The sequence below is a fragment of the Streptomyces sp. NPDC002490 genome, assembly GCF_040296045.1.
Lineage (GTDB): Bacteria > Actinomycetota > Actinomycetes > Streptomycetales > Streptomycetaceae > Streptomyces.
The window spans coordinates 24,701-37,066 of record NZ_JBEOWM010000009.1; the positions used below are offsets into that span (position 1 = coordinate 24,701).

9 protein-coding genes are annotated in these 12,366 nt (G+C 74.3%); 4 read left to right on the top strand and 5 right to left on the bottom strand.

Annotated features, from left to right (window positions below):
* Positions 1-161 precede the first annotated feature (161 nt).
* From ABT092_RS07980 to ABT092_RS07990, 3 genes are all read right to left on the bottom strand, one after another.
* On the bottom strand, positions 162-1,301 hold the full coding sequence (locus ABT092_RS07980; protein WP_351241030.1) for a HAMP domain-containing sensor histidine kinase: 1,140 nt from the start codon (positions 1,299-1,301) through the stop codon (positions 162-164).
* Positions 1,298-2,038: a response regulator transcription factor gene (locus ABT092_RS07985; protein ID WP_351241032.1), complete on the bottom strand. Its 741-nt coding sequence runs from the start codon at positions 2,036-2,038 to the stop codon at positions 1,298-1,300. The genes ABT092_RS07980 and ABT092_RS07985 overlap by 4 nt, the downstream gene beginning before the upstream one ends.
* A 111-nt stretch (positions 2,039-2,149) precedes the next feature.
* Positions 2,150-2,851: a spermidine synthase family protein gene (locus ABT092_RS07990; protein ID WP_351241034.1), complete on the bottom strand. Its 702-nt coding sequence runs from the start codon at positions 2,849-2,851 to the stop codon at positions 2,150-2,152.
* A gap of 153 nt (positions 2,852-3,004) precedes the next feature.
* Between ABT092_RS07990 and lon the strand changes: the two genes are divergently transcribed.
* Entirely contained in the window at positions 3,005-5,437 is a 2,433-nt protein-coding gene (gene lon, locus ABT092_RS07995) for an endopeptidase La (RefSeq protein WP_351241036.1), read from the top strand.
* 72 nt (positions 5,438-5,509) lie between these two features.
* Here the strand turns inward: lon and ABT092_RS08000 are convergent, their stop codons facing one another.
* Positions 5,510-6,475 (bottom strand): lysozyme, encoded by a 966-nt coding sequence (locus tag ABT092_RS08000; protein ID WP_351241038.1) that lies wholly within the window; start codon positions 6,473-6,475, stop codon positions 5,510-5,512.
* A gap of 195 nt (positions 6,476-6,670) precedes the next feature.
* On the opposite strand from ABT092_RS08000, the gene ABT092_RS08005 reads away from it, so the two are divergent.
* Positions 6,671-7,210, top strand: coding sequence for a MarR family winged helix-turn-helix transcriptional regulator (locus ABT092_RS08005; protein WP_351241040.1), 540 nt, complete (start codon positions 6,671-6,673; stop codon positions 7,208-7,210).
* A gap of 328 nt (positions 7,211-7,538) precedes the next feature.
* On the opposite strand, the gene ABT092_RS08010 is transcribed toward ABT092_RS08005, so the two are convergent.
* Positions 7,539-8,315 carry a protein phosphatase 2C domain-containing protein gene (locus ABT092_RS08010; RefSeq protein ID WP_351241042.1) on the bottom strand — a complete coding sequence of 259 codons (777 nt, stop codon included), beginning with the start codon at positions 8,313-8,315 and terminating at the stop codon, positions 7,539-7,541.
* Positions 8,316-8,711: 396 nt separating this feature from the next.
* Here ABT092_RS08010 and ABT092_RS08015 point away from each other — a divergent pair, with 396 nt between their 5' ends.
* Positions 8,712-11,702 (top strand): sensor histidine kinase, encoded by a 2,991-nt coding sequence (locus ABT092_RS08015; RefSeq protein ID WP_351241044.1) that lies wholly within the window; start codon positions 8,712-8,714, stop codon positions 11,700-11,702.
* A 113-nt stretch (positions 11,703-11,815) separates the two neighbouring features.
* A complete protein-coding gene (locus ABT092_RS08020) occupies positions 11,816-12,358 on the top strand; it encodes a roadblock/LC7 domain-containing protein (protein WP_351241282.1) in 543 nt (180 codons plus the stop codon).
* Positions 12,359-12,366 lie beyond the last annotated feature (8 nt).

Genomic DNA, 12,366 nt, shown 5'->3' on the forward strand with positions numbered 1-12,366 from the left:
CGTACTGGATCGTGTCAGCTCACTCGTTCATCAGGGGACGTCCGGAACCTGAACGGATTCCTCGCGGACGTGACCGTATGTGACGAGAACGTCTCCGGGAGCCGCCATGGCGCAGGGGGGCGGCCCCGGTGATCTTCGGCCTGCCGCCCCGAACCCTAACGTCAACCGGGGCCGCGGGACAGCCCCGGAAGGATGACCTGGATCCGGCAGCCGCGCGTGGACTCCGCGACCCCGATCCGGCCGCCGTGCAACTCCACCGCCCACCGGGCGATCGCGAGCCCGAGCCCGGTCCCGCCGTCGCTGCCCCCGGGGCCCACCGGCACGGTCGTCGGGAGCGCCGCCCCGCCCGCGGCGGGATCGGTGTAGGGCCCCCGGTTGAACCGCTCGAACACCCGGTGCCACTCCGACTCGGGGATGCCCGGCCCCTCGTCCACGACCTCCAGCGTCAGCGAGTCCGGGCCGGCGCCCCCGCGGGCCTTCACGGTGACCCGGCCGTGCGGGGGGCTGTGCTTGACCGCGTTGTCGATGAGGTTGGCGACCACCTGGTGGATGCGCTCCGGGTCCGCGTGCGCGGTGAGCTCGGGGGGGCACACGTCCAGGTGCAGGTGGACGTCGGTGCGGGTGTGGCTGCCGGAACCGGAGGCGAGGCCCCCGCGGGCCGAGGACACCATGTTGGCCTCCTTCAACACGCCCGACAGGTACGGCCACACCTCGAAGCGGCGGGCCTTCAGCGGGACCACCCCGTTGTCCAGCCGGGACAGGTCCAGCAGGGTCTCCACCAGCCGCCCCAGCCGCTCGGTCTGCTTGAGCGCGGTGCGCATGGTCTCCGGGTCGGCGGCCGACACCCCGTCCACCACGTTCTCCAGCACCGCCCGCAGCCCCGCGATCGGGGTGCGCAGCTCGTGCGAGACGTTCGCCACCAGCTCCTTGCGCTGGCGGTCCTGGGCCTCCAGGTCGTCGGCCATGCGGTTGATGGTGGCGGCCAGGTCGCCCAGCTCGTCCCCGCGGTCGTGGCCCCGCACCCGGCGGGTGTAGTCGCCGTGCGATATCGACCGGGCCACCGTGTTCATCTCGTCCAGCGGCGCGGTCAGCGAGTGCGCCACGAACTGGGTGATCAACAGGGTGGCGATGACCGAGAACACCGTGATGAACCGCAGTTCGGTCTCGGTGCGCACGGCGATCATCAGCAGTCCGGTGGTGATGAACACCGAGACCACGACCAGCGTGCCCAGCTTGGTCTTGATGGAGAACGGGCGCAGCCGGGGGGCGCCGGGGCCCTGCGGGCCGGGGGGCCCGCTCACGGCGTCGGGGTCTCCAGCGCGTATCCCACCCCGTGCACCGTGCGGATGCGTTCCGCCCCGATCTTGCGGCGCAGCGCCTTGATGTGGCTGTCCACGGTCCGGGTGCCGGAGGCGTCCGCCCAGTCCCACACCTCGGCGAGCAACTGCTCCCGGGAGAGCACCGCGCGCGGGGTGTTCGCCAGGCACACCAACAGGTCGAACTCGGTCGGCGTCAGGTGCACGTCCCCGCCCCGCACCCGCACCCGGCGCTGGGCGTGGTCGATCTCCAGCTCGCCCAGGCGCAGCGTGCCGCCGCGGGGGGTGGTGGCCGCGAGGGCGGCCCGCTCGACGCGGCGCAGCAGGACGTGCACCCGGGCGGCCAGCTCCCGCATCGAGAACGGCTTGGTCATGTAGTCGTCGGCGCCGACCCCGAGGCCGACCAGCATGTCCGTCTCGTCGTCGCGGGCGGTGAGCATCAGCACCGGAACGGGCCGCTGGGCCTGGACCCGGCGGCAGACCTCCAGGCCGTCGAAGCCCGGCAGCATCACGTCCAGGATCAGCAGGTCGGGCTGCCAGGCCTGGGTGGTGTCGACGGCGGTGGGCCCGTCGCCCGCGGTCTGGACGAGGAACCCCTCCGCGCGCAGCCGGGCCGCGATCGCCTCGACGATCGTCGCGTCGTCCTCCACCACGAGCACGCGCCGCTGGGCGCCGGGCGACACCGGTGCGCCGCCGTGTTGAGTGGTGTGTGTCTGCTCCATCGCCCGCCCCTGACTGAGCCGTTGGGAATCCGTGGGGTGATCCCATGGTTGTGCCAGACGCGTGGTGATCGACGCGCCGGTTGCAGACTAAGGGCACGGAGCGTGAACAGGCTATCCAGTACGGACGGCGAGGTGAACGACGTCCGGAACGCCCCGGGCGACCGGGATTTCCTGGGTACGGACCCCTTGGAACCCGGAATTCCGCAATGTTCCTTCAAAAACGGCGGAGGGTTGCGCGGACCAGACCGCGAGCACCCCGCCGGGGGCCAGTCGCTCGCGGCACAGGGCGATGCCGGTGGGGGTGTAGAGCCCCTCGTTGTCCTCGGTGACCGTCCAGTCGGGACCGTTGTCGACGTCCAGGCAGAGCGCGTCGTAGCTCCGCCCGGCGGTGCGCAGGTGCTCCAGCAGATCGGTGTGGAGGACCTCGGTGCGCGGGTCGTCCAGGGCAGCCCGGGACAGCGTCGACAGGGGGGCGCCGGGGCGGTGCCAGTCGATGACGGCGGCCTCGCGCTCCACCATCGTGATCCGTCCCCAGCGGGGGTCGGCCGCGGCGTGCGCCAGGCTGAAGCCGACGCCCAGGCCGCCGATCAGGAGGTGTCCGCCGTCCCGGTCCAGCGCCGCCGCGGCGGCGTCCACGAGCAGCCGCTCGGACCGGCCGTCCGAGGTGTCCATCAGGAAGCAGCCGTTGGCGATGATCTGGAGCAGGTCGCCGTGGCGGCGCAGGACCACCTCGCCGTGGGGGCCCGTGCGGCGGTCCAGGACCTCCGGCTCCTCCGTGGGGCGGTGCGGGGGAAGGCTGTAGTGGTGCGGCATGCACGCCATTGTGGCCCGGTCGGCGCCGGGCGCGGCCGGATGTCGCCGACGGGTTCCGCTCTCGGCGAACCCGTCGCCGTTCGCCCGGGGAACAAACGGCACCCCCCATGCATTGAGTCAACACAGCTCAACTTGAATGCCGAAGGGGAGATCATGGCTGCTGAGTCTGTTGGTTCCAAGGGCACCGCGCTGTCGCTGCCCGTGCTGCCCCTCGACGACGAGGTCGTGCTGCCCGGCATGGTCGTGCCGCTGGACCTGAACGACGCCGACGTGCGCGCCGCGGTGGAGGCCGCCCAGGCCGCCGCCCGCTCCGCGCCGGGCAAGCCGCGGGTCCTGCTGGTCCCGCGGATCGACGGCACCTACGCCGGCACCGGCGTCCTCGGCACCGTGGAGCAGGTCGGCCGGCTCGCCGACGGCGACCCCGGTGCCCTGATCCGCGGTCGCGAGCGGTTCCGCATCGGCGCCGGCACCACCGGACCGGGCGCCGCCCTGTGGGTCGAGGGCGTCCGCGTCGAGGAGCCCGTGCCCGAGCCGCTGCCCGGCGCCGTCACCGAGCTGATCACCGCGTACAAGGCGCTGGCCACCAGCTGGCTGCGCAAGCGCGGCGCCTGGCAGGTGGTGGACCGCGTCCAGCAGATCGAGGACGTGTCCCAGCTCGCCGACAACTCCGGCTACTCCCCGTTCCTCACCGTGCAGCAGAAGGTGGCGCTGCTGGAGACCGCCGACCCGGTGGCCCGGCTGAAGCTCGCCGCCGAACAGCTCCGCGAGCACCTCGCCGAGCAGGACGTGGCCGAATCCATCGCCAAGGATGTCCAGGAGGGCGTCGACAAGCAGCAGCGCGAGTTCCTGCTGCGCCGGCAGCTCGACGCGGTCCGCAAGGAGCTGCGCGAGCTGAACGGCGACGCCGACGGCGAGGCCGAGTCCGACGACTACCGGACCCGGGTGGAAGCCGCCGACCTGCCCGAGAAGGTCCGCGAGGCCGCCCTCAAGGAGGTCGACAAGCTGGAGCGGGCCAGTGACCAGTCCCCCGAGGGCGGCTGGATCCGCACCTGGCTGGACACCGTCCTCGAACTGCCGTGGAACGAGCGCAGCGAGGACCGGTACGACATCGAGGGCGCCCGGGCGGTGCTGGACGCCGAACACGCCGGCCTCGCCGACGTGAAGGAACGCATCACCGAGTACCTCGCGGTGCGCAAGCGGCGCCAGGACCGGGGTCTCGGGGTGGTGGGCGGTCGGCGCGGCGGTGCGGTGCTGGCCCTGGTCGGCCCGCCCGGCGTCGGCAAGACCTCGCTCGGCGAGAGCGTGGCGCACGCCATGGGCCGCGAGTTCGTCCGGGTCGCCCTCGGCGGCGTCCGGGACGAGGCCGAGATCCGCGGCCACCGGCGCACCTACGTGGGTGCGCTGCCCGGCCGGATCGTCCGGGCGATCAAGGAGGCCGGGTCGATGAACCCGGTGGTCCTGCTGGACGAGATCGACAAGGTCGGCTCCGACTTCCGGGGCGACCCGGCGGCGGCGCTGCTGGAGGTCCTGGACCCGGCGCAGAACCACACCTTCCGGGACCACTACCTGGAGGTCGAGCTGGACCTGAGCGACGTGGTGTTCCTCGCCACCGCCAACGTCCTGGAGGCCGTCCCGGAGGCGCTGCTGGACCGCATGGAGCTGGTCCGCCTGGACGGTTACACCGAGGACGAGAAGGTCGTCATCGCCCGGGACCACCTGCTGCCGCGCCAGCTGGAGCGGGCGGGCCTGAGTGCCGAGGAGGTCACCGTCGAGGAGGGCGCCCTGCGCAAGCTCGCCGGCGAGTACACCCGCGAAGCGGGCGTGCGCACCCTGGAACGGGCGATCGCCCGCCTGCTGCGCAAGGTGACCGCCCAGCACGAGCTCGGCGAGCGGGAGCTGCCGTTCACCGTCACCGACGGGGAACTGCGCGGGCTGATCGGACGGCCGCACCACGTGCCCGAGTCCGCCCAGGACCCGGCCGAGCGGCGGACCGCGGTGCCCGGGGTGGCCACCGGCCTGGCCGTGACCGGCGCCGGCGGCGACGTCCTCTACGTGGAGGCGTCCCTGGCCGACCCGGAGACGGGCGCGGCGGGGCTGACCCTCACCGGTCAGCTGGGCGACGTGATGAAGGAGTCGGCGCAGATCGCGCTGAGCTTCCTGCGCTCGCGCGGCGCCGAGCTGGAACTCCCGGTCGGCGACCTGAAGGAACGGGGCGTGCACATCCACTTCCCGGCGGGCGCGGTGCCCAAGGACGGGCCGAGCGCGGGCATCACCATGACCACCGCCCTGGCCTCGCTGCTCAGCGGACGCCAGGTGCGCACGGACGTGGCGATGACCGGCGAGGTCTCGCTGACCGGGCGGGTGCTGCCGATCGGCGGGGTGAAGCAGAAGCTGCTCGCCGCGCACCGGGCCGGCATCACCACCGTGGTGATCCCGAAGCGGAACGAGCCCGACCTCGACGACGTGCCCGCCGAGGTCCTGGAGAAGCTGGACGTCCACCCGGTGACGGACGTCCGTCAGGTCCTGGAGCTGGCGCTCACCCCGGCGACCCGGACCGCCGCCGAGGGGGTCCCGGTCGCGGCGTGACGACGCGCCCGGCCCCCGAGGCGGCCGAACGGCCCCTTCCCCCGCGGGAAGGGGCCGTTCGGCCGTCCGGGGTCAGCCCGTGGCGAGGGCCTGCACCCGGTCGAGGGCGCCGTTGAACCGGTTGTGGTCGCCGACGGTGGGACCGGTGGAGGTGTACTGCCACATGGTCTGCACGGTCCAGCCCGCCGGGAGCGGCCCGATGGCCGCCGCGTACCGGGCGATCCACAGGGGGTTCACCGCCCCGAAGGCGGCGGAGTCGCCGGTGCACTGCACCCACCAGTTGGTCGCGGTGTAGATGACCGGGTCCCGGCCGGTGCGGTGGCGGTAGCGCTGGGTGAAGTCCCTGATCCAGGTCACCATCTGGGCGGGCGTCTTGTCGTAGCAGGCGTCGCCGTACGGGTTCCACTCGATGTCCAGGACGCCCGGCAGGGTCCGTCCGTCACGGGACCAGCCGCCCCCGTTGTCCACGAAGTAGTCGGCCTGGGTTGCGCCGTTCGTGGTGTCGGGGGTGGCGAAGTGGTAGGCCCCGCGGATCATGCCCACCGCGTACGAGCCGTTGTACTGCTGAGGGTGGTACGGGTTCTTGTAGTACGTGCCCTCCGTCGCCTTGACGTAGGCCCAGCGCACCCCGCTGTCCCACAGCGTCGACCAGGCCACGTTGCCCTGGTGGCTGCTGACGTCCACCCCCTCCGTCTGGACCACCCGGCTCTCCGGCGGCGTCCCGTGCCGGCCGTCGTGCGCGAGGACGCCGATCCCCATGTACGCCGAGCCGCGCGGCGGCACGGCCGGGGCGACGGACTCCTCCGCGGGCTCCGGGTGCTCCGAGGGGCCGTCGGGTTCCGTGGGCGCGGCGGGGACGGGCTCGCCGGCGGCGGCGGGCGCGCCCGGCTCGTCGGCCGGCGGTCCCTCCGTCGCGCCCGCCGCCGGGGCGGGCAGCAGGACCCCCACCGTCAGCAGCAGGGCGGGCAGCGGACGCCGCGCCCACCGGTGGGCGCGGGAACGGGAGCGGGGACGGAACGGGGTACCGGGTCGGTGCACGGCGGGGCCTCCAGTCGGACCGGGGAGAACGGGCTGGAGTTCCAGGAGTACGGCGCCCGCCGCCGGTCCGCGCGTCGAGCGCGGCGGGGGAGCGACCCCGGGAGCGGGACTGCGAAATACTGGACGGGGCCGCGGCGTCGCGGCGCGGCCCGGGAGCGGGCACGAGCACGGACACCGGGAACGGGGACACGGGGCATGGGAACGGGTGTGGACGAGAAGCGGAAGGGCGCGCCTCCCGGGGACGCGGACGGCGCAGCTGCGACGGCGGGGGGTTCCCCCGGCGCCGCGGACGCAGCGGAGCGGGTGCGGGCGGAGTTCCCGGCGCTCGAACGGGAACTGACGGTGTTTCTGCGGCGGGCGAGGGCGGCCTCCGGGGAGATCGCCCGGGCCGTGCACCCGGAGCTGGAGCCGGGCGCGTACGGGCTGCTGGTCCGCCTCGACGAGAGCGGGGTGCTGCGGGCGACCGACCTCGCGGGGTACGTCGGGGTCGGCAAGGCGACCATGAGCCGACAGCTCAAGGCGCTGGAGTCGCTGGGCCTGGTGAGCCGGGAACCGGACCCGGCCGACGGTCGGGCGTCGTTGATCCGTTTGACTGACACCGGGCGGACCCGGGTGCACCGGGTCCGCGAGGCGCGCCGGGCCCGGTACGTCAGCCAGCTGACCGACTGGTCCCCCGCCGAGGTCGCCGAGCTGGCCCGGCTGCTGCACCGGCTGAACGAGTCGACCGCGGGCTGAGCGCGGGCGGTCGGGCGCCGCCGGCGAGGTCGTCGACCTCCCGGAGGGGTATCGGCGCGGGCCGGGCAGCGGTACCCGTTCGCCACGGAGTACGACCCGGACCGCCGCTTCCCCCACCGTGGTCCCCGTCCACGGCGACCGGCCCGTTCCCGAAGGGGAAGCCCCGGCGCCGGGCGTCGCGGACGCGAACGGTGACGGGCGGTCCACGACGTCCGACCGGTGGGAGACCGCGGCGCGGGACCAGAGGCACCCGTCGGCGGTGCCCGCCGAGCCGGAGCCGACCGGGAACCGCTGCGCGGCCCCCTCCCTACCGGGACCGCGCAACGGCCTACAGCACCACGTACCCGGCGGTCGCGTCGTCGTGCTGCTTGCCCGCGGCGGGACGGCCCCCGGCCGTCTCGGCGGCACGGACCTGGTCCAGCAGGACCCCGGGGCCCTGCTTGGCGAGCACGTCCAGGCACTCCGCCCAGTCCCCGAGCCCCAGCCGCTCCACCCAGCGGGAGGCCCCGTCGGTCAGCGCCGCGAGCGAGCGCACCGTGGCGCGGGGCCACTGGCCGGCGACGGCGCGCGCGGCCACCTCCGGGTCGGCGGCGGCGGTGAAGAAGCCGCCCTCCTTGTTGCGCAGCAGGGCGTCGGTGGCCTCGGTGGAGCGCAGCACCTCCCGTGGCGCGCGGTCGAGCCGGTCGTCCAGCACGGCCTGGACGACCCCGTCGACGCGTTCGGCGAGCAGGACGGAGTCGGACAGCACCAGGTACTCGATCCGGGCCGCGTCCCACCGCGCGAGGACCACCGTGGCTTGCGGCGTTCGCACGTGAGAAAGGTCACAAGTCTGACCGTGCGCATTCGCAGTCCTACGGATTGCGTGCGAAAGGACCTCCCGCAGCGTCAGATCAGGGTGCAAAACGGACAGTTCGCCAAGTGCTCCGCCGAGCCGTGCGGTGAACCAGGGAACGCCGTGCACGCATCCGTCGTCACCGGACGGCGGAGTGACGCCGTCGAGGACGACCAGCGTGCCGCCTTGTCCGCAGGCGGGTGAAGCCGCAGAGACGAAGTCCTCGTTGGGGCGGTCGGGGTCACCGGGGAGGGTGGCGAATTCGATGCGCATCGGGCCAGTCTGCACGAGCCCCCATCGATGCCCACGAATCGGCGGCCGGGGTGACGCAGGGGTGAACGGGGGTCAACGGCGCGCCGGTCGCGATGCCGGAGGCACTGCCGGATTTGTGGAAAAATGATCTGTTCCGTCGAAACGTGGTGGGGCATCCTGCCAAACCCTGCCGATCACGTCCAACCGGCGCACCACAACCCCCGCGTGACCCGTGCCAGGGGAACTTGCCGCTCAACTCCCGGTCGATGTTCACTCCTTCGGGTGGCGGGTCCGGTGATGCGCAACCACTCTTCACCGGCGCTGGAATGGTCGGGTCCGAATCCGGCGGACCCCGGTGGGCTGAAGGTCCGTCACCCGGAGCCATGCCTGCCGGAACCAGTGGGTAGTCGACTCAGAATGCGAGCACCGGTGCAGAAGATGCGGCCTCGGCGCAAAGGCGGGCGGACGGCCTCGGAGCGGGGCGCGGTTCCGGCCCCGTCCGGTCCACCCGGGACGCCGCCGCGGGACCCCTCCGGCACGTCGGACCCCGCGCCCCCCGCGGGCAGCGGCGTCCCGACGGTGCCCGAACCGCCTGACGGGGGCTCACCACCCGGTCCACCGGGCAAGCGGCGCGCCCGGGTCCGCAACCGACTGCTCATCTCGGTCACCGTCGTCGCCGCGGTCGTCGCGGGCGCCGGCGCGCCCGCGCTGCTCACCTCCGCGGGCGAGTTGCGCGAGGCGCAGTCCCTGGTCACCGACGCCGAACACGCCCGCCGGGGCAGTTCCCTGGCCCATGCGCTCGCCGAGGAGCGCGACGAGGTCATCGCCTTCATCGCCGCCGGCCGCCCCGCGGGCAAGGGACTCTCCGAGCAGCGCAGCGCCCGGGTCGACCGCCGGGTGCAGGAGCTGCGCCCCGACGCCCCCGCCGCCCTGCGCGCACGCTTGGACGCGGTCGCCGCGGCCCGCCGCGCTGCCCTCACCGGCAAGGGCAGCGCCCTCAAGGCCCACGAGGCGTACGCGGGGGTCATCGCCGAGCTGCACCGGCTCGCCGAGGACGTCGCCGAGCGCACCCCGCCGTCCGCGGCCCCCGGCGCCCGGGCGCTGACCGACCTCGACCGCGCGGTCGAACAGGCCTCCGCGGCGCGCGGGCTGCTGGTCGCGGCCCTGAGGGTGCCCCGCTCGACCACCACCCAGATCAACCCCGTCACCGGGGCCGTCGAGACGGTCACCGAGGACACGGGCGCGGACGCCGCCAAGCGACTCGAACTCAGCACCGCGGGTCAGCTCGCCCACCACCGCTCCCGCGCCGCGCTCGCCGACTTCCGCGAGGTCGCACCGACCGCGGACCTCGCCTCCTACGAGGCCACCGTCAACGGCGCCGAGGTGACCTCCGCCGAGCGCCACCTGGGCCGGCTCACCGACGAGGCCGCGTTCAGCGCCGCGGACGCCGCGCTCGATCCCGCCGAGGTGGCCGCCGCCCTCGCCTCGCGCGTCGACCTGATGCGGAGCGCCGAAGCCTCCCTCGCCGAGGCCCGCCTCGCCCGCCTGGAACGGCTGCGCGACGACGCCGTCACCGACCTGGAGATCCGGGTGGCCCTGCTCGGGGCGCTGCTGCTGGTCGCGGTCGGCGTCTCGATGGGCACGGCCCGGTCGCTGACCCGGCCGCTCGCGGTGCTGCGCCTGGGCTCCGCCCGGCTGGCCGCCGACCCGGCCGCCGAGGAACCCGTCTCCTTCACCGGGCGCAACGACGAGTTCGCCCAGGTGGTGCGCTCGGTGAACGCCCTGCACGCGCACGCCCTCGCCCTGCACGAGCGGCTGGTGACCCTGGAGGACGACCGCAAGCACCTCATCGGCGAGCGCACCACGATGGCCGACCGCACCGCCCGGCTGCGCACCGAACTCGCCGAGGCCGCCGCCCAGCTCGAACGGGTCCGGCACAGCATCCAGGGCACCTTCGTGAACCTCGCGCTGCGCACCCTCGGCCTGGTCGAGCGCCAGCTCGCGGTCATCGAGGGACTGGAGGAGCGCGAGCAGGACCCGGACCGGCTCGCCACCCTCTTCCGCCTGGACCACTTCGCCACCGTGATGCGCCGGCACAGCGAGAACCTGCTGGTCCTCGCCGGTGCCGACCACGGTCACCAGCACCCGGGGCCGGTGCCGCTGGTGGATGTGGCGCGGGCCGCGGTCAGCGAGATCGAGCGGTACGAACGGGTCCGCATCACCTCGCTGCCCCCGCACGCGCACATCGCCGGGTTCGCCGCCGACGACCTCAGCCACCTGCTCGCCGAGCTGATGGAGAACGCGACCTCCTTCTCCCCGCCGGAGACCTCCGTCGAGGTCTCCGGCTGGCTGCTGGAGAACGGCGAGGTGATGCTCTCCGTCCAGGACGAGGGCATCGGCATGGCCGCCGAACGGCTGCGGGAGCTGAACGTCCGCCTCTCCGAGGCCGACGCCCGGGACCGGATCACCGGGCCCGAGGCGGAGGAGGGCCTCGGCCTCGGGCTGTACGTCGTGGCCCGGCTCGCCCACCGGCACGGGGTGCGGGTCCAGCTGCGCGAGCAGAAGCAGGGCGGGGTCACCGCCGTCGTGGTGCTGCCCAAGGGGATGCTGGCCGCCGAGCCCGCCGCGGCGACGGCACTCCCGCCGCCGGTGCCGCGGACCACCGGGGCCGGGACGACGCTGCGGCTGCCCGGCTCGGAGGCCGAGGCCAACGCCAACGTGCTGGGGAGCCGGGCGGACCAGGGCGCCCCGGATCCGCTGATCACCGCGGCCGAGGACGCCGTGCGCCGGGCCGGTGCGGCGGCGGAGCGGGCGATGGACGGACCGTCGACGCATCCCGAGGCTCCCCCCGGGACCGGCGCCCGGCCCGTCGAGGCACTCGCCGAGACGACGATGGAGCTGACGCTCCTTCCGGTTCCGCAGCCTCTCGGGGCGCACGGCTTTGGGGGCGACCCGGTGGGCCGCGCCGGTCGGGGCCCGGGACACCACGCACGGGCCCGGGACGAAGCCCCCGGCGTGACGACGGCGCCCGATTCGCCGTCCACGCCGGCGCGCGATGCACGAACCGCGCCGGCGCACACACCGTCAGAACCGCCTGCCGCGCACCCCGTGCGCCCGGCCGACGGGACCACCGCGTCCGCCGTTCAGGGGGACGCGCCCGCGAGGACACGCCTGACCGACAAGGGGCTGCCCAAGCGGACACCTAGGATCAGTGAGCCCGTGACCGTGGCCCAGCCCAGAGGAGGGGGCGTCGACGCCGACGCCCTGCGGCGCAAGCTCGGGGGCTTTCACCAGGGGGCCGCAGCCGGTCGCCGGGACGTCGCCGCCGAGATCGGCGGGGCACCGGCGGGACCGTCCGGAGGCGGCGGAGGAACACAGGGGGACACAGTCGAGGAGGGAAGCAGTTGACTGCGCCCAGCACATCGTCCGGTACCACCACCACTTCGCCCCGCACCGCCCCGCCGGGCCGCACACGCCCCGGCGGCGGCGCCGCGGGGGACGGAACGGCCCGGGGACACGGGCTGAGCCCCGAGGCCCGCAACTTGCACTGGCTGCTGGAGAACCTGGTCGAGGAGGTGCCCGGTCTGCTGTCGGTGGCGGTCGTCTCGTCGGACGGTCTGCTGTTGCTCTCCTCCGACCCCCGGCACGCCGAGGACGCCGGGCGGGCCGGCGCCGACCGGCCCCAGGGGCCCCGGGGCTCCTCCGCCGACCTCGCCACCATCGTGTCCGGGCTCGGCAGCCTCACGCTCGGCGCCGCCAAGCTGATGGACGGCGGCGGGGTGAAGCAGACCGTCATCGCCATGAGCGGGGGCAGCCTGATGGTGATGTCCATCAGCGACGGCTCGCTGCTCGGGGTGCACGCCACCGCCGACTGCGACATGAGCATCGTGGCCTACCACATGGCCCTCTTCGTGGGCCGTGCCGGCCATGTGCTCACCCCCGAACTCCGCAGCGAGCTCCGGCAGTCGATGGAGGCGCGGCCCCCGGTCGAGGAGAGCGCCGAGGTGCCCCGCCCGCGGGGCCCGCAGGACTTCGGCTCCCACACCGCCGGGAGCGCCCAGTGACCGCTGCC